The 21351-nt window shown below is 31.5% G+C and carries 20 protein-coding genes; 2 read left to right on the forward strand and 18 right to left on the reverse strand.

Annotated features, from left to right (window positions below; genetic code table 11):
- Positions 1–55 precede the first annotated feature (55 nt).
- Positions 56–274 carry a 50S ribosomal protein L31 gene (gene rpmE, locus ACWJKE_RS11575; RefSeq protein WP_165413047.1) on the forward strand — a complete coding sequence of 73 codons (219 nt, stop codon included), beginning with the start codon at positions 56–58 and terminating at the stop codon, positions 272–274.
- A gap of 65 nt (positions 275–339) precedes the next feature.
- On the opposite strand, the gene rho is transcribed toward rpmE, so the two are convergent.
- From rho to ACWJKE_RS11665, 18 genes are all read right to left on the reverse strand, one after another.
- Positions 340–1803: a transcription termination factor Rho gene (gene rho, locus ACWJKE_RS11580; RefSeq protein ID WP_462958835.1), complete on the reverse strand. Its 1464-nt coding sequence runs from the start codon at positions 1801–1803 to the stop codon at positions 340–342.
- A gap of 207 nt (positions 1804–2010) precedes the next feature.
- Entirely contained in the window at positions 2011–2355 is a 345-nt protein-coding gene (locus ACWJKE_RS11585) for a hypothetical protein (protein ID WP_220286864.1), read from the reverse strand.
- A 281-nt stretch (positions 2356–2636) separates the two neighbouring features.
- Positions 2637–4235 (reverse strand): CTP synthase, encoded by a 1599-nt coding sequence (locus tag ACWJKE_RS11590; protein ID WP_220286863.1) that lies wholly within the window; start codon positions 4233–4235, stop codon positions 2637–2639.
- A 245-nt stretch (positions 4236–4480) separates the two neighbouring features.
- Complete coding sequence (locus ACWJKE_RS11595) at positions 4481–4774, reverse strand: ribose-5-phosphate isomerase (RefSeq protein WP_216303370.1); 294 nt, start codon at positions 4772–4774, stop codon at positions 4481–4483.
- Positions 4775–4929: 155 nt separating this feature from the next.
- Complete coding sequence (locus tag ACWJKE_RS11600) at positions 4930–5352, reverse strand: YwiB family protein (protein WP_165413042.1); 423 nt, start codon at positions 5350–5352, stop codon at positions 4930–4932.
- Between the two features lie 14 nt (positions 5353–5366).
- The gene (locus ACWJKE_RS11605) at positions 5367–6350 is read right to left on the reverse strand and encodes a tRNA 4-thiouridine(8) synthase ThiI (protein ID WP_216303371.1); all 984 of its coding nucleotides are present in this window, start codon (positions 6348–6350) and stop codon (positions 5367–5369) included.
- 78 nt (positions 6351–6428) lie between these two features.
- A complete protein-coding gene (locus ACWJKE_RS11610) occupies positions 6429–7460 on the reverse strand; it encodes a D-alanine--D-alanine ligase family protein (protein WP_216303372.1) in 1032 nt (343 codons plus the stop codon).
- Positions 7461–7870: 410 nt separating this feature from the next.
- Complete coding sequence (ypeB, locus tag ACWJKE_RS11615; RefSeq protein ID WP_216303373.1) at positions 7871–9241, reverse strand: germination protein YpeB; 1371 nt, start codon at positions 9239–9241, stop codon at positions 7871–7873.
- Between the two features lie 72 nt (positions 9242–9313).
- Entirely contained in the window at positions 9314–9943 is a 630-nt protein-coding gene (gene spoIIR, locus ACWJKE_RS11620) for a stage II sporulation protein R (protein WP_165413245.1), read from the reverse strand.
- Between the two features lie 61 nt (positions 9944–10004).
- A complete protein-coding gene (locus ACWJKE_RS11625; RefSeq protein WP_258876438.1) occupies positions 10005–11180 on the reverse strand; it encodes a Ger(x)C family spore germination protein in 1176 nt (391 codons plus the stop codon).
- Positions 11170–12291 carry a GerAB/ArcD/ProY family transporter gene (locus ACWJKE_RS11630; protein WP_220286859.1) on the reverse strand — a complete coding sequence of 374 codons (1122 nt, stop codon included), beginning with the start codon at positions 12289–12291 and terminating at the stop codon, positions 11170–11172. The genes ACWJKE_RS11625 and ACWJKE_RS11630 overlap by 11 nt, the downstream gene beginning before the upstream one ends.
- A 36-nt stretch (positions 12292–12327) precedes the next feature.
- The gene (locus ACWJKE_RS11635; RefSeq protein WP_165413248.1) at positions 12328–13788 is read right to left on the reverse strand and encodes a spore germination protein; all 1461 of its coding nucleotides are present in this window, start codon (positions 13786–13788) and stop codon (positions 12328–12330) included.
- A 187-nt stretch (positions 13789–13975) separates the two neighbouring features.
- Positions 13976–14167, reverse strand: a complete 192-nt coding sequence (locus ACWJKE_RS11640; RefSeq protein WP_216303376.1) for a CLC_0170 family protein — start codon at positions 14165–14167, stop codon at positions 13976–13978.
- A gap of 186 nt (positions 14168–14353) precedes the next feature.
- Positions 14354–15196: a 4-(cytidine 5'-diphospho)-2-C-methyl-D-erythritol kinase gene (ispE, locus tag ACWJKE_RS11645; protein WP_165413250.1), complete on the reverse strand. Its 843-nt coding sequence runs from the start codon at positions 15194–15196 to the stop codon at positions 14354–14356.
- A gap of 283 nt (positions 15197–15479) precedes the next feature.
- Positions 15480–17042, reverse strand: coding sequence for a DUF3794 and LysM peptidoglycan-binding domain-containing protein (locus ACWJKE_RS11650; protein WP_216303377.1), 1563 nt, complete (start codon positions 17040–17042; stop codon positions 15480–15482).
- Positions 17043–17459: 417 nt separating this feature from the next.
- Positions 17460–17735, reverse strand: a complete 276-nt coding sequence (locus ACWJKE_RS11655; protein ID WP_369811873.1) for a Veg family protein — start codon at positions 17733–17735, stop codon at positions 17460–17462.
- A gap of 262 nt (positions 17736–17997) precedes the next feature.
- Entirely contained in the window at positions 17998–18912 is a 915-nt protein-coding gene (gene yabG / locus ACWJKE_RS11660; protein WP_216303378.1) for a sporulation peptidase YabG, read from the reverse strand.
- Positions 18913–19032: 120 nt separating this feature from the next.
- Entirely contained in the window at positions 19033–20037 is a 1005-nt protein-coding gene (locus tag ACWJKE_RS11665) for a CotS family spore coat protein (RefSeq protein WP_165413253.1), read from the reverse strand.
- Between the two features lie 139 nt (positions 20038–20176).
- On the opposite strand from ACWJKE_RS11665, the gene ACWJKE_RS11670 reads away from it, so the two are divergent.
- A complete protein-coding gene (locus ACWJKE_RS11670; RefSeq protein ID WP_462958836.1) occupies positions 20177–21307 on the forward strand; it encodes a glycosyltransferase family 4 protein in 1131 nt (376 codons plus the stop codon).
- Positions 21308–21351 lie beyond the last annotated feature (44 nt).

Below are 21351 nucleotides of genomic sequence, written 5' to 3' on the forward strand. Positions count from 1 at the left end.
AAATTAAAGAGTTGACAATACGGGTATATATTTTTTTTTGAAAGAGGTGAAAAATATGCAAGAAGCAATACATCCAGAATACCATCACGACACAGTTGTTAAATGCGCATGTGGAAACACTTTTACTACAGGATCTACTAAACAAGAACTTAAAGTAGACGTATGTTCTAATTGCCATCCATTCTACACTGGTAAGCAAAAGAATATTGATGCCGGTGGAAGAGTTGATAGATTCATGAAGAAATTTAACATAAAAAACGAAGATGCAGAATAATATATTAATGGAAAAGATTTAATTATCTTTTCCATTTTTTTAATTATACTATTTTAAAAATTATGTTATCTAGCTAATAATTCAAAATTCTTATTTATCATCTCAAAAAATTCATTATTACTCTTTGTTGTAGCTAATAAATTTAGGAGTTTTTCTGTTACACCTAATGCATTACCTTCTCTATACATTATCTTCCTTAAATTATATATAGTCTCCATTTCAATCTTAGTAAGCAATAAATCTTCTCTTCTTGTCCCTGATTTATAAATATCTATCGCTGGGAATATTCTTCTTTCTTGAAGTTTTCTATCTAAGTGAACTTCCATATTTCCTGTACCCTTGAATTCCTCAAAAATCATATCATCCATTCTACTTCCTGTTTCTACCAAAGCAGTAGCAAGAATTGTCAAACTTCCACCCTCTTCTATATTTCTAGCCGCTCCAAAAAATTTCTTTGGCATCAAAAGTGCACTAGGATCGAGTCCTCCGGATAGAGTTCTTCCTGAAGGGGTCACAGTTAAATTGTAAGCTCTAGAAAGCCTAGTTAAACTATCTAATAGAATAACTACATCTTGGCCTTGTTCTACCATTCTTTTAGCTCTCTCAAGAACCATAGAAGCTACTTTTGTATGATGATCTGGTTCTTCATCAAAAGTTGAATAAATAACTTCACCATTAATAGATCTCTGCATATCAGTAACTTCCTCAGGCCTTTCATCTATTAAAACAACAATTAGTTTTACTTCTGGGTGATTTATAGAGATACTGTTAGCGATTTTTTTAAGAAGTGTTGTTTTTCCCGCCTTTGGCTGTGCTACAATTATGCCTCTCTGCCCTTTTCCTATAGGAGAAATAATATCCATCATTCTCGAAGACAAATCAGTTGCACATGTTTCTAGTGTCAATCTTTGAGTTGGATAAATCGGAGTTAACTTTTCAAAAGGTCTTCTACCTACAGCTCTGTCAGGATTTTCTCCATTTACTTGTTGTACATACAACAGAGCTTTAAATTTTTCACCCTCTTTAGGCGTTCTAACCTTACCTTCTACTTCATCACCTGTTTTTAAGTTAAATCTTCTAATTTGAGATGGCGAAACATATATATCGTCAGGGCCTGATAAGTAATTATTCCCTCTTAGAAACCCATAACTATTGTTTTCGATTATTTCCAGAACTCCTCTTGCCGATCCCGATTCATTTATCATTTCTTGTAATTTTTCTTTTTTATTTTGATTTTTAAAACCTGTATCATGTTCTGAATTATTGGTAGCTTGAGTAGTTTGAATTGGGTTAATTTCGATTTGCTTCTCTGAATTTCCTATAATATTGTCTCCAGCTGTAGAAGTGTTTTTGGGACTTATTTTTTCTCTTAAAATAACTCCATCCTTTTGCATAGAAACTGGCGTTATCTTCTTTATTTCCTCAATTAATTCACTTTTTTTAAGTTTAGAAATATTTTTAATGCCGAGTTCTTTGCAATGTTCCCGCAGCTCGACTACTGTCCTATTATCAAAATCTTTATTTATCAAAAATCTGCACCTCCGAAGGGTATTTCATATATAATATCTATTTAATAAATATCATGGGAATTTTAAAACGAGTCTACTATCCAATGAATTTTCTTGAAATGATATATTCTTTAAATTATATCCTATTTCACAATTTTAATCCACTATATTTAAATTCCCCAGCAACCTATATAGTTCCATGTCCCGCCTAATTACTTGTTTTTTCTTTTATATCATAGCGTAAATCTTCTCTATAGTCTGTCTATATTCATTTACTTTTTCAATAACTTTTTGATTCTTGCCAATTAAAAATATAGGTAAGGCTAATTGTTCACATCCTCCTATAACCATATTTATTTTAAAAAACTCCTTAATATTATAATGATAAAAATGAAACTCCTCACATAGCGAACACTTAACCTTAATTAATATTTCAGTACCTTTATGTAATTCAACTTTTAAAGAGGGAAATACAGTTTCCATGTTCTCTATTTCAAATATTGTCAGTTCGCAAATTTTGTACTCACCATTAGGATTTTTCAAAGCCATAGCAATATTAGTATCAAATACCAATTACTTCACCTCCATATTTTATACTTCTTATGTGAATTTTTTTACATAAGGATTACTAATCATCACCTGCAGTGCTGAAATGCCGTTAAAACAAATCCATTTTTCTTGGCTATAGTGTTTAATACTAAATTCTATAAATTTAATTAAATTCCTGCTAAATTTAAATTGAAACTATTAGTAAGTTTTATATAAAAATCATTATAATTTAAAATTGTTTAATAATTTGTTATGGAGTAAAAAAATAAAGGGCTGCTTATGTTACTTACAGCCCTTTAACTATATCATTTATTAAGCGAGGCCTTAATAAATGCACTAAATAATACATGTGGTTTATTAGGTCTAGATTTAAGTTCTGGATGAAACTGAACTCCAACAAACCAAGGATGATCTTTAATTTCAACTATTTCTACTAATTTTTCATCAGGACTTGTTCCTGTAAGCAAAAGTCCTGCGTCAATCATTTCTTTTCTATACTCATTATTAAATTCATATCTATGCCTATGTCTTTCATATATTACTTCATCTTTGTACGCTTCATAAGCATTAGAATCTTTTGCTAATTTACATGCATATAGCCCTAGTCTCATTGTACCTCCTTTTTCATCTAAATCTTTTTGGTCTGGCATTAAATCTATTACTGGATACTTCGTCTGCGCATCGATTTCTGAACTATTAGCGGTTTTGAGTCCCGACGCATTTCTTGCATATTCTATAACAGCGCATTGCATACCAAGGCATATCCCAAAGAACGGCACTTTATTTTCTCTAGCATATCGAGTCGCCTGTATTTTGCCTTCAATTCCTCTATCACCAAATCCTCCAGGCACCAATATTCCGTCAACATCTTCCAATATTTCACTTGCATTCTCTGAAGTTATATCGCAGGCATTTACCCATTTAATTTCTACATTGCAATCGTTAAAAAGACCTCCATGACTCAATGCCTCAACAACAGAAATATATGCATCATGAAGTTCTACATATTTTCCTACTAAAGCTATTTTTACATTTCCAGATAAACTCTTTAATTTATCTACCATATTAATCCACGCACTATTATCTATTTCAAGACAAGTAAATTTTAATTTTTTACACACTAGGGTATCTAATCCTTCTTTGTGAAGCATAAGTGGCACTTCATATAAATTCTCAGCATCCAAGTTTTGAATTACGCAGTTCGCCTCCAAATTACAGAACAGACCTATTTTGGACTTCAAATCATCAGATATCTCCTTCTCAGAACGACATACTATGATGTCTGGCTGAATGCCTATACTTCTCAATTCTTTTACAGAATGTTGGGTTGGCTTGGTTTTAAGTTCTCCAGCCTTCCTTAAATATGGCACTAATGTAACATGGATAAAGCAAACATTCTCTATTCCTACTTCATATTTCACCTGCCTTATAGCCTCTAAAAAAGGTAAAGACTCAATATCCCCAACAGTTCCACCGATTTCAGTTATAACAACATCTACGTCTTTTTCTTTAGCTACTCGATAGACCCTTTCTTTTATCTCATTAGTTATATGTGGGATTACTTGCACTGTACCACCTAAATAGTCCCCTCGCCTCTCTTTTGATATGACTGACCAATATACTTTCCCTGTGGTTACATTACTACTCTTGCTTAAGTTCTCATCAATAAATCTCTCATAATGCCCTAAATCTAAATCTGTTTCCGCACCATCATCCGTAACAAAAACTTCACCATGCTGATATGGACTCATGGTGCCCGGGTCCACATTTAAATATGGGTCAAATTTTTGAATAGAAACCTTTAACCCTCTATTTTTTAAAAGCCTTCCTAACGAAGCTGCTGTTATTCCTTTCCCTAAAGATGACACTACTCCCCCTGTAACAAATATGTACTTAGCACTCATAATTACTCCCCCTATGTTTTATCGCTCATCATAAGTTATTTAACTATTATAAAAAACAACTTGACAAATGTTCTTTATAATTCTATAATAGGAATTACCCTATAAATTGAATAGTATGGTATCATGGCGTATTTATTATTAAAATAATAATATTATTTTAGCATATTTTTTTGTCATTCACCAGTGTTTTTTTGTTTTTCTTTTTTTTTGAGTTTTGTTATGTAAAATCTCAAATATTTACATTTCTAGTTGTCTCTATCTAATATGTTTTCTATTTCGAAATACCTCTCTCTAAATTCTTTATTAATGAAAAATCGTTCCTCTGCTTTTTTTAACCCATAATTAGCAGCTCTTTTGTTTGAAATCAGAAAATTCTTATAAGCGCTTTCTTCATCTCCACATTTATACTTTTTTAATAATAAGAATAAAATATACTTACACTCTCTGTCTTTTAATATTTTTAATGATTCATGACTTTTTATGCCTTTAACGTAACAAATAGCTTCTATTATCTTCTCATAATTAATATTTTTTAACATTAAATCACTCCTAGATTTTCTATATATTATGTTGTCACTTAAATTATTGACACTTATACACAAAAACTATACACATAACTTTAACTTGTTGTTAAAAAAAAAGTGTATCATGTTAATAAAGGCTATGTTCTAAAATTAGAACATAGCCTTTATTTTTATTGTGCTTTAATGTTAATTTGCAAAGTCGTACTTAAAACTTGTTGATTCCCTATTATCATATCATAATCTATAAATACATCTCCGCCGTTATCGTCCACATTCATCTTTAACTCCTTAGTATCCACAGTAAGATCTAATGCTCCATGGGGCGTATTGTATAAAGTTAAGTCCCTTACATACTTCTTAAATTTCATTTCAGTATTAGTAGTTCCTGTTCTTATAAGTGTAAACTTTTCTTCATCAATTTTTAAAGTAGTAGTAGTTCCCTTCATTCCTGAAATCTCGGTCTCTTCATATACTGCATAATAGCAATCATCTTCTTTATAAAATTTACCCGGTGTCACCACCTCAATTGCTTCACCATCATCTTCATTGTCAGCTTGTTTGCTAACAACTGAAATTATTGCGTTTTTCTTCATACCCTTACCCCTCGCTATTTTAAAATGTAGTTGTTTATTTCTTCATCAGTTGCAGGCGTTATATCTATAAATTTATTTAAAGGCTGATCATAACTGCCATAACTAATAGATATATTTTTTTCATCCTTACCCTTACAATATCTCCCCGCAATTTTAGCTGCAAATTCAATATCTTCATTTGTCTCTTTGCCAATTATAGCAACAGTAGACCCATTATAATCCGCAGATAAGAATACTAAATCTTCCTGCGTTAAAAGTTGTTTTAATAATTCCCCCTCTTCCTGAGTTCTTGTAGATATAATCCTAGCATCCTTAGATACCTTAAAATGTCTTCCTATTTTTAATAATTCTAGATCTTTTTTTGATATATCTTCTTTATACTCGAAGAGGTCCTTAAGTCTTATAGAATAGTTAGGCTCCGTAAGTTTACATCCACCAGCAGGTGATGGATACTCTAGAATACCCCACATTTGTGCTAGTTCCATTTGAGTCTTTCTGCTTCTCCCTTTTATATCCAAAAGAGCATTTCTATCTATTAACCCTTCAATCTCCATTTGAGTTGGATTAAGATTCTTAGCGCATAATGGTCTTAAGATTTTATCTCCTATACCCGATTCATTTTTCACTATATCTAAAGCTGATCTATTTTGCGACATAGGTCTTTGATTTAACACTTCTCCTGTTATAATAAAATCCGCATGAAATCTCTCTAATAGCTCTCCACTATATCTCATCATCATAGCATGGCAATCGATACAAGGATTCACATTCTTCCCATATCCATGTTTTGGATTTCTTACCATTTCAAAATGTTCATTTGAAAAGTCTATAACTTCTAATGGTATATCTATTTGTTTAACGATTTTCAATGCATTTTCCTCATTGAAAAAGTGTGATTTAAAGCATATCCCAATGACTTCTATTCCCTGATCTTTTACAAGTTTTGCTGCTAATATACTATCAAGGCCTCCAGAAATCATAGCCAAAGCTGTTGTCATAAGCAATACCTCTCTTTACTGTATTTTAATAATTCCTATTAAACCATCTCCTGCGGAGCTGAAATGTCGTTAAAACTACTATTTATTGTTCCTATTGATAGCCAATTCAATAAGTTCATCAATAAGCTTCACATAAGTTTTCCCTGTAGCTTGCCACATTTTAGGGTACATACTTATTTGAGTAAAACCCGGTATAGTATTAACTTCATTTAAATAAACATCTTCTGTTTCTTTATCCACTAGGAAATCCACTCTTGCCATTCCAGCACAATCTAGTATTTTATAAATTTTTATAGCTTCATCTTTAATGGTCTGTAGCTTAGCTTCACAGAGCGCTGCAGGTATTAAAAGTTTAGATTCCTCGTTTTTATATTTAGCTTCATAATCATAAAATTCTTTTGCGGGGATTACTTCTCCCGGAATAGCCGCCTCAGGATAATCATTCCCTATTACAGCAACCTCAATTTCCCTTGCATTAATGGCCTGTTCAACTAAAATTTTTCTATCATATTTTAGAGCTTCTTCTACTCCAAGCATTAATTCATATTTGTTGTGTGCTTTTGTTATACCTACAGAGGACCCTCCATTAGACGGTTTAATAAATACTGGATAGCCCAATTTTTTTTCTATCTTTTCTATTAATATTTCTTTGTCTTTTGCATGTTCGCTCGAATTTATTACCACATAATCAGCTTGCTTTACATTGAATTTTTCTAATAAGTATTTTGTATATACTTTATCCATGCAAATAGCAGAGGACATTACTCCGGGACCCACGCAAGGAATATTGGATAATTTGCACATACCTTGAATAGTTCCATCTTCTCCAAATGAACCATGCAATACTGGGAATACTACATCCACTTCTTTATTAAATATAATTTTTTGTCCCTCTGGCCTCTTATAATATTCGTCCTTTTCCCATTCACCATTCTCTATGTTATCTAATTTACCAGTATATTCAAACCATAGCCCATCCTTAGTTATTCCTATAGGGTATATATCATATTTTGTTTGATCAATATTTTTCAATACTGATGTTGCTGACATTCTCGAAACCTCATGTTCTGTGGACTGACCACCAAATAACACTGCTATCTTCTTTTTCATTAACGCTCACTCCTTATAACCATAGTAACCATTTTCCAAATAAATTTAGTATTACATACTAGTTTTTTAGTATATAATACTAAATTTTTTTAGTATTGTATCATATTATATCATTTTTATCTATTCCTTTGTATTTTAATTTTCAAAACTCACTTTCTCTAATAACACCACTCGAAATTATAATGGCAAATTAAATCATCTCCTGGGTCGCTGCATAGCTTCGAAGAAGATGAATTGACGACTTCAGAAGGAGATTTATACTCCACTTATAGAAGTGGGATACTTCCCGTCTGAAACGTCGTTAAAACAACTCAATTAAAGAGAGGATATACGTGCATAAATCGCACATATATCCTCTCTTTAATTGACTACTACATGTAATATTTTCGTCCTCTTAACCTTTTATTATACTAAATAGTTAACTTGCCATTAGGCGTGTCTATTATTTCCATTATTCTTTCTTCATAACCAGTATCAGCATTAATGTACACTATAAAATTTTTCTCCTTATATAACCCTAAAAACTCATAGCACAATACTTCTTTATTAGTCTCGGTTGGTATGACAGCCAAACTAATTTTATTTATTTTCAGCCTTTTACCAACCTTTTCTTGCGCTTTTGCTGCTGTTACTTTTGGTTTAACGTTCTTCCTTTTTTCAACATGAGAAATTAGAAATTTTTCAGATTCAATTCCTATAATACTACCATCGTCTAGCGCAATCTTAAGCTTTACTTGATCTGGATAAATCGCCACTTCTCCTTGTTTATACACATAACTTACCACTACTGTATTATCATAATTCAGCACGTATGTAGACTCCATATTTTTATATCCTATTTTACTAATAAACTTACTTCCACTTTGTATTGCCTTATCAGCATTCAAAGTTGGTTTTCCTATAGCCCTATTATCTAATAAATATACTATTCTACCTCCATTTTTACTTACTTCTATTACTGCTTTACCATCACCTTTACCTCTACCTTTAAATGCTACATGAAAGTTGTAAGCAGGTATTTTAGTCTTCCCTTCTTGTGGGTTACTTTCAATGCTTTCAATTTTATCTTCTCCAAATATATTTTTTATTATCTTGATTGCTTCTTTTTCGCTTACTTCCTTTTGGGACATTATTTTAGGCTTTATTTCTAATACATTATCTGAGAAAGGCCCATCATAAATTAATGCTGGATACTGAACTATTTGTTTTTGTATACCCGTGAATTTTTCAGTCACAAGGCTCTTACCCTCTTTTGCAAATACTCCACTACTTTTTTTCCTAATCTCTCCCCATTTGACTTTACCTTCATTTATTTCAGAAAGCACTCCATTTAATTGTTCCTGGAGCGTATACGATTGCATCTCTAATTTGTCAATTAATTCATATTCCTTATCATTAAGTTCCTTTCCTTCTGATGATGCTTTGCCTAAAGTGTAGCAGAAATCTCCTACTTGAGTTAAAAATTCACTAGTATCCGAAATAACTGATTGTTCGAGTGGCAACGAATGTAATTTATCATTTGCGGTGGCTGAATGTCTAAATATTTCTTCAAAGACTACTATGCTCTGTTCTCTAGACCCCACAATAGCAGATTTGCCTAGGTTTACCCTTATATTTTGTACAGAACTAACAAGTTCATACATATTTTTACTATATTGACCTTGAAGATAATTTCTATAATCTAATCTTTCCAAAAACATTAGTATAGCAAAAGTAGTTGAAAATACAACAATTATAGTTACAACACTTGTATACAAAATTCTTTTCTTTAGCATTTTCATATGTTTCCCTCCCGGTATTCTTCATAAGGGGATAATAATTATTATCCTCCTAGTAGTCTTCTAGATATTTTTTCAACTAAATAATTTGTTAAAAATCTCGCCAATTTTAAATTTAACAACTATTTTTTTATTATTTACAGTATTATCTACCAAATTATACTCATCATCCGACAATACTGTTTTCATTTCTTTTTCCGTTTTTTCATATGATACATTTCCTTTAGTAATATCTACAAAACATAATGGTGGAAACATAACACACCACCAGTTTTGGCCTGTGCCAGTTCCAATAATAATTCTGTAAGCCTCATATTTACCTTGAGGCAAAGTTATATTTCCGTAGGTTTTAACTGGAAAGTTTTCCTCTGAAAGTGTCGATGCTACGGAATATTTAAACCCATTTTTCTTTATAACCGTTTCCGCAATTTTTTTAATGTTTTTATTTTCATTCTTTATAATCTTTCTTGATTCTTCTATGCTCTTGCAATCCTTAAGTTTTGGTGATATATATTTTAAAACAGAATCTCTTACTTTTAATTTTAACTTTTGATCTGTTTTGTCATCACTATTAGCTATTACATGAAACCTTATAAGTTTACCAGCAACATCACTTTGGTTTACTTTTCCACTCATATTATTTGTATTTAAAGCTATGGAAATTAAAATAATTATGGTAATGCTTGTTAATATAAATTTTTTCATGTTTATCCCCCCCGGATATAATGATTCACATTAAAAGTATTAACATATTATGCAATTTTATTCATTGAACTGCTCCGATTCTTCGAATTTTAGTATTAACAGTCACATTTACTGTTGCATTTTTATATTTCCCATCCCAATCCTTTTCTATTTTGTTCCATAACGAAGGGTTAAATTTTTCAATATTTTCACGGGTTCCAAATGGATCTATCTCAAATTTTTTTATAGCAATTCCCATGTTTTTTTCACATTCTTCACTAATTGACTTATTAAAAGTATTTTGCAGTCTTTGCAACTCACCTTTTTCAAGTATTCTTTTACCTACATAATAGCCACCCAGCTGACCCTCAAGGCTTATATCTATATCAATAGCTAACTTACCTCCTTCCTGCGTAACTTTCATTTTCCTTTCATATCCGTCTATTATATAATCAACAGGGTGTCCTTCCATGTATATAACTTTTTTACCAGCTTTAAACTTCCCACTTAACAATTGGATATCCATCAGCTCGATTGGCGTAAAATATCCTTTTAATTCATAATCTTTAATTATAGCAGCACCAGTTAAAATCAATTCTTTTTTCCCCTTATCTAAAGTTATTCTAGGTAGTAACGCACTTCCATTTTCGCTTAAAAGAATAAGAAATTCATTTAAATTTATGCTCATAATTCTAGAATTTCTCTTGCTGTTATCCATAAGTCCAGAAATATAATATTGGGTGCTATTTTCTGTCATAGGTTTAAATTTTATATAGTCTTCAGCTATGCCTTCCGAAACAACTACCTGAAGCATTCTATTTATGCTAGGATTTCGTTGCATATAATCCACAATCTCTTTGACAGTATCTTTATATTTTAATACATCATCGCTTAATATAAGTAACTTAGCATGCCCCATATATATCTCTCTACTACTTTTAGCTATGGCTTCTGACGCAGCATCCTCCATAGAGGATGCCTGCGTATTAATGTATTTTTCCTGTGGACTCCCACCTTTATCCCCCCCTATCACACTCATGTCTGGAAATCCATAAGTTACATCAATTTTTTTAATCTTCGCCTCAGCAAATGGTTCTTCCGGATTAATACTTTTTAATTCCTTTTCTTTATCAATATCTTCCCCTGCGTCAACAGCTATAGTAGATATGAAATTAAGCCTATCTATTTCTACTTTATCCCAGCATCCGCTAAGCAACATACAGCTTAAGATAACCGGTAAAACCTTCTTAAATTTCATCCGCACTTTTCCGCCCCCCTTTACCCTTACTTTTACATTTACCTACCAATAAGATGAGTATCGGCAAGAGTAGAAAAAGAAATATCGCCGTTAATATAACTGGTGTCGTTTTAAATTGCAAAGCATAAAGTTCTGCTATATTTTGTGGATATAGTGCTACGACATAAATAATAGGCATAATTAAAAGTGAAGATAGTTTAATATCTTTCAATTTAAATACATTTTTTACAATCTCCCCCGAAAAGAAATAAGCATTAACAAAGGTGGCGAAATAAAAAAATATCCAGAACGCCATTACTATTCCTTCCCACCGTTCTATAAATGAACCTGGTATATATAATGATCTTATCATGGAAATAGTTGGCCATAATAAAATTCTACTCTGCGATTTAGAGAACACCGCTAAAACAAGTATCATTACAATTAGATAAAAGATTGTTACAAACATAATACTCTTTTTTAACACACGGGGTGAATTGCTCTTATTCTTAACATAAGGGAGAATAAGGTAGGCTATTTCAATCCCACCAAAACAGAATAAAATATACCTAGAAGCCCTAAAGTAATCGGACGGCTTATTATTAAGTACTGGTAATAAATTTGTAAAATCTGCATTTATTGCGATAAGTATGAAAACTGTAAAAGCGGGAATAAACATAATCCAAAATACAATTTCATTAAACTTAACTAAATCACATATTTCACCTCTAACTAAGTAAGTTCCTGTTAAAATAGTAATCATCAAAATAAATTCTGTAGGAGTTCGCCTTAATAAATGCAATTTAATTACTTCAGCAAACTCCCTCATTCCAAGAGAAGCAATAAATATACTATAAATTGCAAATGTAATCCCAAATATGCCTCCAAGAAGCTTTCCAAAATTATTCTGCAATATATTTGTAAGTTCTTCAAAATCGTTTTTATCCATAACCATGTACATAAGATACAGTAATAAAAAAACAACTATTCCGCCGGCTAAAGTAACTATCCACGCGTCACTACCTACTTTATCTATGACTTCTCTTGGGCTGGAAAATATCCCTACGCCTACTATAGCTACCACTACAGTAGTAAACAACCCAAAGTCTCCAATTATCTTTTTATCTCTCATAATATCCCTTTAGCCTCCACATAAAAGATGTACAAATTATTTTTGTCTTATCTTATCTCCCGTTTTCATATATTTAGGCCTCTCTTTTAGAGAAGATATTGGCGCTCTAATATACATGTCTTTTAAATCCTTAATGTTAATATCCACCGCTGGCGCTAAATAAGGTATTCCAAAACTTTTCATCCTAACTAGGTGAATTAGAAGTATAATGAGCCCAATCATTATTCCATAAAATCCTACAATTGCCGCCGCAATAATAAGCAGAAACCTGACAAGTCTAAAAGCTGTAGTAACTTCATAATTAGGAGTTACAAATGTAGTAATAGCTGTAATTGCCACAATAATTGTCATAATTGGACTAACTATTCCCGCACTCACTGCAGATTGACCTATAACAAGTCCTCCTACTATTCCAATAGTAGCTCCAATGGGCCTCGGTAATCTAACCACAGCTTCCATAAGAAGCGCTAAGAATAATTCCATAATTATAGCCTCTACAAATGCAGGAAATGGCACTCCTTCCCTAGAAGCTGCTATAGCATAAGCTAATTTAGTAGGTATTATAGCTGTATGAAAAGAGGTAATTGCTACATAAAGTGCTGGTGCAGTAAGAGAAATAAATATAGAAAGCATTCTAATAACTCTAACCATAGAACTATGCATCCACCTTTGATAATAATCATCTGGGGATTGAAATAAATTAGGTAATGTAGCTGGAACAACAATTGCAAAAGGAGAATTATCTACAACCAATGCTACTCTACCTTCATATAAAGCTGCTGCTACTACGTCTGGTCTCTCTGTACTTTGTATTTGAGGAAATGGAGAATATTTATTATCCTCTATTAGCTGCTCGATGTAAGCACTATCAAAAACTGCATCGATGTTTATTCTTTCTATTCTATCCTCAAGTTCTTGAAGTACTTCTTTATTTACTATATCGTCAATATACATAATAGCCACATCGGTTTTCGATCTAGTTCCTATAGCTTTAGGTTTAATTCTTAGCTTTGTATCTCTAATTCGCCTTCTAATTAATGCCGTATTGAATCTTATAGTTTCTGTAAATCCTTCTCTCGCTCCTCTAATTACCGTTTCACCAGATGGATCACCTACCCCTCTAGCAGGCCAATCTCGGGTAGCAATAACATATGCGCAATTTAGTTCATCTATAAACATTAATGTGTCCCCAGAAAGGGCAGCATTAACTCCTTCACTTAATTTTTTCACTTCCCGCATATCAGTCACTGCAAGTACAGTGTCTTTTATTTCCTCTACATTCTCTATCCCCTTTGACCATAACATTAATGGCTCTAATACATAATGATTGAGTAGCTGGTTATTTGCCATCCCATCAATGTAAACTAATGCGGCTTTCCACTCTCCCACATTAAAAATTCTAAAAATAACATCTGAATTATCTTGTAAAAGTTCTTTTAAGTACTCTATATTTTTTCCTGCATCAAGTTCAATTTTATCATTAATGCTCTCTTTCATATCCTTCACTTCCTTATATGTATTGATCGACTATAGCCTTAACTCATCTCCTGGGTCGCTGCAACATATTCGTAGAAAATGCATTAACGACTTCAGCAGGAGATTTATACCTCTACTGAAGTTTTCTATTTACTAGGACATATAACTCCCATTTATAGAAGCGGGAAACTTTCCTTCTGAAATGTCGTTAAAATATCCACCTCAGTGTAAATAGAACGATAGCTGTAATAATTGCAAGCCATCCTAAGACACGCGCTTTTTTACTAATAATTCCCATTCCAGATTTCTTAAAGTTTCTCACATCCACAGCAAGTACAACGGCGCCTTGAACTACCATCATTGTAAGAAAATAGATATCAAACAACTCTAAAACTCTCATACCTTTACTCCCTATTTTAGTATAATTATCAAAACAATATAAACTTTATGATTAAGCAACTTACCCTACTTTGTTTTAACTAGCTTTTACGACACTGGTAGAAAATATTCACTTATATAAATATAAAAACGCGCAAAAACCACAAAGGGTTTTTACACGTTCTTATATTTCACTATAAAATTATATTTATATCGTTCTTGTTATATATACTTCTTTATATTGAATTTTAAATTTATCATAGCATCTCTGGGCTTTTAACATGTCATCAAAAAAAGCAAATATCGTCGGTCCGCTTCCGCTCATCATTGAACCCATTGCACCCATTTTAACCATATCTTCTTTTATTCTTTTGAGAACTGGATATTTTCTTAGTGTAACATTTTCAAGTAAATTTTTCATACTACTGCATACATCTGCTAATTTTTCTTGTTCCATAGCTTTTATTAATGCATTTGTATCTGGATGCTTAAAAATTTTACTAATATCTAAGTTTTTAAAAACCTCCCTAGTAGATACTCCAAAATTTGGCTTAACCAATACTAAAATATAATTTTTAAAAGGCGCGAGCGGGGTAATAATTTCTCCTATACCTTCACACAAGGCAGTCCCCCCTGTTATACAATAAGGGACATCTGCACCTATTTGGACACCTAACTTCATAAGTTCATTGTCATCTACATCTATTTTGAATACTTGATTCAATGTTTTAAAAACAGCTGCTGCATCCGCACTCCCACCTGCCATACCTGCTGCTACAGGAATATTTTTCTTAAGATATATATTTATACCTTCGCTAATATCATAGGTGTCCATAAAAAGTTTTGCAGCCTTATATACTAAATTCTTATCATCTGTAGGTATGTACGGCTTATTGCAGCTTATATTAATACCTTTGTTACATTTTTGAAAGGACATAGAATCATATAGATCTACATTTTGCATAACCATTTTCAGTAAATGATATCCATCTTCTCTTTTACCTACTATATCTAAAGATATGTTTATTTTTCCATAAGCTTTTACTAACATGATTTTCCTCCAACTCTTTATTGATAATTCACAAAAGCAATTCAATTAATAATTGTTCAGCCCCCCCTTAAGGGATTCCAAGGTTTATATAAGATGAATCATTTCTTGTGAAACATTGTTAATAAAATCAGTATATTACAACAAATTTAATATTGCTACCTATAATTTAAAAAATGCTATGCCAAACATAATAAAACCCCTATGTGTTATTTATACCACATAGGGGTTAGGGCTACTTGAAAACTAATTTATACAATCAATTTTCAGTCAGCCATATTATTTTTTATATGATTATTCTACCTGGTATTATAAGTTTTTGTGAAACTTTTATAATATTAGGGTCTTCTATTTGATTCACTCTTGCAATTTCTTGCATTGTTGTATTATATTTTTTAGCTATTTTCCACAAGGTGTCTGATGATTGAACTACATAAATAGTAACACTAGCCTTTTTCTTAGGCGCCTCCCCTTCTATTGGATAAACATCAACTAAAAATTTTTTCTGTACCATATAATTTACTCTTACATATACTTTAACCACAGCTCTAACAGCCATATTCGCTGCCTCAATATCTACATTTATATTTTCGAGTGAAACTTTACACATGCTGCTCATATTTATCTTAGCACCTAATATATCCGCCCCACAGCTGAAAGGGATCTCATCAGTCACAGCGGAAAGATATTTTTCTTCATCATCACTTCTATATAATATAGTTACATTCATTATGCCATCAATTATAACCTTATCCTCAATCACCTTTTTATCTGTTACACAAACGGTGGCATTACACATAATGACCTTGCTAGGCTTACCCTTGCTGCTATCTAGTTCTATATCTCCTTTAACTAAGGTCTCCGTTAATAATTGTCCTTGCATTACATTAAGTCCATAATCCTTTTTATCCATCTCAAGCTTTGTAGTCGGTGAATATACATCCTCAATCATATCCACTTCCTCTTTGTGCATGCCTCTCGTATTAGTTTTTATCAAAAACTCTACATCAATAATTCTTTTTTCTCCCAAATCATCTTCCTTAATATCATATTCCATAGCATCTACCTTAAAGTCTGTATACTGATCCATGTAAGGATTCACATCTTGAAAATCTAACTCTTTATTTAGCATAACCTCATGCCCAATATAAATTAATTCCCTGCTATCTTTGCCCTTATATATCATATTAATAACTGCATAAGCATTTATTTGAATTTTTCCTTCGTACAATTTCACTTCTTTCTTATGAATATTAACATCACATTTTATAACTTTAGCAATTTCTGGATTTTCCATTGGAACTTTTATATTAGCCTTTCCAATAAGCTCACCATTAAAATTCCTTATGACTTTATCTATACTCGTAGGATTTTTTAAATATTGAATATCCTTAACTGCTTCAATATCCTTAACTATTTGGAAATTGAAATTTTTATATACCTCAGATTTTGATTTTAAAATACCCTCTAGACATATTTTCCTCTCATTAACTATTCTACACTCCATATGTTCTACAAAACATTCAGCATCACAAAGCATTTCAGGCATCGCGCCCATTATATCTATTGTATTTGAGAACTTTGAACTATATACAACGTTCTCCACATCAGTACGTTCTTGACCTTTTGTAATATAAAGTACATTATATTGAATTTCGCCTTCTAAATATACCTTATCTTGAATTATTTCTTTAGAATTTATTAAGGCTTTAACATCTAACATAAGAATTTCCTTAACATCAGGATGAGTATCCGGTATTACATATTCTTCTTTCACTACTGTATCAACAGTATTTTCTCCTAACAATTGTTCATACTCTATGTTTTCTCTTTTCAAATTTATTTCCACATTATGCCTCCTCGTATTTCTATTGGGGTACCACTTATAGGTTGTTACCCTCCTAAAATACCTACTATTAATATATATAGAAATAGACACTTAAATATGATATTTAATACTTTTATTCGTATTGCAAAATTCAACATAATTCTCTAATAAGAAAGAAAAAAGTATATATTACTATTAATGCTCAAAATCGGTAATACATTTTAAACATAATAAAAAACCATATAATAAAGGGAATACACAGTTATTAATAACCCAATGCATTCCCTTTAATATATGCTCTGTTAATCTTATATCAGTCACATGAAAACAAATAACAAGCTAGTATATTTTACTTGTTATTTGTTATTTGTTATTTGTTTTCATATGCCTATTCTCTATTTATAAATATAAAAAACGATACTATGATACAGTATCGTTTTATCCTGCAAAAACTATTTGAACTGTTTTTGTCAAAACATCTGAATAACTATACGTCACTGTCCTGTGGGTGTCTTTTTCTAATCTAATAACAAAAATATTTGGATAAGTCTTTTCAATAACTCCATTATCCACAAGAATCTTTCTTCTTCCACCATTAGCTTTTAATGTTACTCTTTCGCCAACATGACTTTCAATTTCATCTTTTATTGAAGTCAGTACATTTATTTTTTCCAAAGCAAACACCCTCTTTCCACACTTTACATTATATATCATATATTCCTCTTTGTCAAGTAAGCTTTATATTTTATCACTACTTTAACAATTTTGTCAATGTTGATTTTATGTTAACAAAATTCATTTTCATCGATTATTCGTCGCATAATTAATTATTATCTATTTTATGAGCATTTACCTTATAAATCACTAATGTAGTATACTTACATACCATTTTTAATACAATCTATGATAGTTTGTTTAACTACTCAAAATAAAATAACCAGCATTCTAGTAAATTTTTTAAAGATAACCTACGCACCTATATATACTTAGACTTAGGAAACCCCTCTCTATACTTTCCTCTAGTTTGTAATCCACCTATTCCATCTAATCCTGTTATAGTGTTCTGTATAACATCTTCTATAGCTACAACATTTTCTATATTTGTATAAGCAATCTTCTCAGAAACTAACACGGGGTCTAAACAATGGATTAAGACGCGATTTGGAGAGCTAGCAAAATTAGCACCAGCATCTAAAATTGCCTCATAACAGGATTGACATGCCCCTGCAAATATTACTAAATCATCATAATTGCTATTATAAGATCTAAGAGCCATAACCGCCTCTACAAAGTACTTTGAATTTCTGTAGTTATTTAAATTCATATAATCATTTATTCCTTTTACCATACCATCATGTCCTGTTATTACTACTATATCCGGCTTAACTTCTTTTACTAAATTCACTATTTCATTTGGTTGATTTTTTTCTGATATTATCATCCCTACAGCATTTAATGATAACTGCTTATAAGTTTTTAAGCACACTTCTAAATATTCTGCATCACCATCAACGTGCAGTATTTTTCCGGGTCTTCCAAAAACCATATCTTTATTTTTGTACTCTTTGTATTTTTCTTGTTTTAACTGCAAATCTTTAATTTTCCCTTTGAAATCTATAGCCGATCCTCTGTCTCCCCTGCTCCCTTTAATTCTATTCATTAATACTCTTTTAATAGATGCATTTACCTTTTTATTAAAAACCTTATCAATTTCATAAATGGCATCTTCTTCTACTAATTCTAAATCCTCACTTAAAGAGTCAGCTTCTATTCTTAAATTTATTCCCTTAAGTAAATACACCTCATCATTATCTCCTGGCACAATATCTATTATTTTAAATGTAATGTCTCCGCCATAAGATTTTCTTACTACGATGTCGCCTATTTTCACAATACCACCTCCATATTTAAACCCATAATATATATTATGAAAATATAGTGAATAGGTGAAATCAAAAAAAGTTATGTAAACATTATATTTACATAACTTTAATAAATACCATGGTTTATTCTACCTCTGATTGAAGACTTTTTTATATTCTTCAATAAATGCCATATACTTTTCTTTTTCAGAAATTAACTCCTCCATCTTCTTGTTAAAAGTATTTTGAATCCAGGTAACTTCATTATAATAGTACCTATTACAAAGCCTCCAATATCGTTGTGGAAATACTAAAAATGCATATATGAGTCTGTACTCTTCTTCTAACAGAGGATTTACACTGCTATACGCCTCTAATACTATTTCAGCATATTTTATGTCCCAATCCTGCTTTTTAAGCATCTTGATCAAAAAATTAGATAAATCGTATGCTTTTACTTCTCTTTTGCAGTAATCAAAATCAATTATATTAACATCATTATTTTTATCAATAATAATATTATGATAAGTATAATCATGGTGGCAAAATCCTTTTTCTTCTTCTGTTTGCCTACATATGTCGAAGTACCTAGAGTCATCGAGTATTGCCATAGCTCTTTTGGCTAATTCTTTTTGATCATCAACACTCCTGATATAATTCATATCAAAATCTGTTTTAAAATTCTTCTTTTTTCTAATCATACCTTGCATTTTATCAAAGGACTTTATTCGTTTTTCCATCAGATGTGGCCATCTTCCAAGATCCGTTTTTAACTTACTATTTTCTGGTGGATCATATCCTTTGGATGCAATATGCATATAAGCTAATTCTTTTGCGGCCTCAACTAAATCCTCCTCATTGTGAAAATCACATTCGCGACCATCTATCCAGGTTGATAGTGTATAAATATCTTCATTAACTAATGCATAAGGATTTCCTTCAGTATTTAAAAAATATCTATCAACCTTGTCAAATCCATTTTTTGCAAGATGCTCTTTGGCTCCATATACAAACAAAAGTTTTTGTGTCCCGTAACTGATTTTCTTTAGACACTTAGCTCCGTCATCCGTCTTTAAAAAATACACTCCCTTATTGGGACGTATACTTTCTATCTTAATACCATATTGTCTTTCAATTTCAAATTCCCTCATCATGTTACTCACCCCCCCTATAATTTATATTACTAATATTTCATTTTAGAATAAATTATTGTATGTTTTAACAACATTTATGCTTTCGCTTAATATAATAAAATATATCCATCTATTAAATCAGTATTTAAGGAGTCTTAAAATGAAAATTGGAATTGATGCTAGAGCTGCAAAATGGTATAGAGGAACTGGTATAGGAACTTATTCTTACCAGCTAATTAATTCTTTAAACAAAATAGACAATTTTAATGATTATTCGCTTTTTGTGCCAGACGACTGTAAGCTTGCCATACCCTTTAAAGAAAATTTTCATATAGAAAGCATTAAGCAAGATAGTCAAAATAACTTTTGGAACGAGGTGAATATTCCTAACAAATTAATAGATAAATCTTTGGACATATATCACGTTCCCCAAAACGGCATTGGGCTGCCGTCAAAGAAAACCTGTCCCTTCGTTATTACGCTACATGATGTTATTCCGTATAAAATGCCAGATACAGTTGGTGAGCAATATTTAAAAATTTTCAATGAAAAATTGCCCAATATCATTCCCTTATGTGATGGAATAATTACTGTGTCTGAATATTCAAAGGAAGATATTATTAAAGCTTTTAACTACCCAAGAGAAAAAATATATGTCACTTATTTAGCTAGTGAAGATATTTATAAACCTTATGACAAAGCTCTTAGTAAATCTATAATCGAAAAAAATTACTCTATTACAGGAGACTATATTCTTTATATTGGAGGATTTAGTCCCAGAAAAAATATTCTCGGATTACTAAATTCATTTAGTCTGCTTTTACCAAAATTAAAAAAAGATATTAAATTAGTCATTGCAGGTAGCAAAGGTAAATCATATGATATATATATAAAAAGAGCACAAGATTTACACATTGATGATAAAGTAATTTTCCCAGGTTTTATATCCATGACCTATATTCCCTTCATGTATAACGCTTGTGAGCTGTTTGTATACCCTTCATTTTATGAAGGTTTTGGATTACCTCCAATTGAAGCAATGGCTTGTGGCGTTCCTGTAATCGCCTCTAACGCCACCTCTATCCCCGAAATAGTTAAGGACTCAACTTTACTTGTAAATCCATATGATATTAATTCCTTAAGTGAAAAAATGTATAATGTGCTCCTTGATAATGACCTAAGACAATCCCTAATAACTAGAGGATTAAAAAGAGCCTCCACCCTAACTTGGGAACATACAGCTGCAACTACTCTAAGTGCTTATCAAAATATATTAGGGACACCTAAATAAATGTCCTTATTATCAAATTATCAAAACAAAAGCCCCACATAGTG

The sequence above is a fragment of the Clostridium sp. CM036 genome, assembly GCF_055081135.1.

Coding starts and splice junctions, on each gene's coding strand:
- ACWJKE_RS11640 (WP_216303376.1), bottom strand. CDS start 14,167: ATGAGAGTTTTAGAGTTGTTTGATATCTATTTTCTTACAATGATGGTA.
- ACWJKE_RS11600 (WP_165413042.1), bottom strand. CDS start 5,352: ATGAAGAAAAACGCAATAATTTCAGTTGTTAGCAAACAAGCTGACAAT.
- ispE (WP_165413250.1), bottom strand. CDS start 15,196: ATGTTAGTAAAAGCTTATGGAAAAATAAACATATCTTTAGATATAGTA.
- ACWJKE_RS11635 (WP_165413248.1), bottom strand. CDS start 13,788: ATGAAAGAGAGCATTAATGATAAAATTGAACTTGATGCAGGAAAAAAT.
- ACWJKE_RS11590 (WP_220286863.1), bottom strand. CDS start 4,235: ATGAGTGCTAAGTACATATTTGTTACAGGGGGAGTAGTGTCATCTTTA.
- ACWJKE_RS11630 (WP_220286859.1), bottom strand. CDS start 12,291: ATGAGAGATAAAAAGATAATTGGAGACTTTGGGTTGTTTACTACTGTA.
- ypeB (WP_216303373.1), bottom strand. CDS start 9,241: ATGAAAATGCTAAAGAAAAGAATTTTGTATACAAGTGTTGTAACTATA.
- ACWJKE_RS11595 (WP_216303370.1), bottom strand. CDS start 4,774: ATGTTAAAAAATATTAATTATGAGAAGATAATAGAAGCTATTTGTTAC.
- spoIIR (WP_165413245.1), bottom strand. CDS start 9,943: ATGAAAAAATTTATATTAACAAGCATTACCATAATTATTTTAATTTCC.
- rpmE (WP_165413047.1), top strand. CDS start 56: ATGCAAGAAGCAATACATCCAGAATACCATCACGACACAGTTGTTAAA.
- ACWJKE_RS11625 (WP_258876438.1), bottom strand. CDS start 11,180: ATGAAATTTAAGAAGGTTTTACCGGTTATCTTAAGCTGTATGTTGCTT.
- ACWJKE_RS11655 (WP_369811873.1), bottom strand. CDS start 17,735: ATGATATATAATGTAAAGTGTGGAAAGAGGGTGTTTGCTTTGGAAAAA.
- ACWJKE_RS11670 (WP_462958836.1), top strand. CDS start 20,177: ATGAAAATTGGAATTGATGCTAGAGCTGCAAAATGGTATAGAGGAACT.
- ACWJKE_RS11605 (WP_216303371.1), bottom strand. CDS start 6,350: ATGACAACAGCTTTGGCTATGATTTCTGGAGGCCTTGATAGTATATTA.
- ACWJKE_RS11665 (WP_165413253.1), bottom strand. CDS start 20,037: ATGATGAGGGAATTTGAAATTGAAAGACAATATGGTATTAAGATAGAA.
- ACWJKE_RS11610 (WP_216303372.1), bottom strand. CDS start 7,460: ATGAAAAAGAAGATAGCAGTGTTATTTGGTGGTCAGTCCACAGAACAT.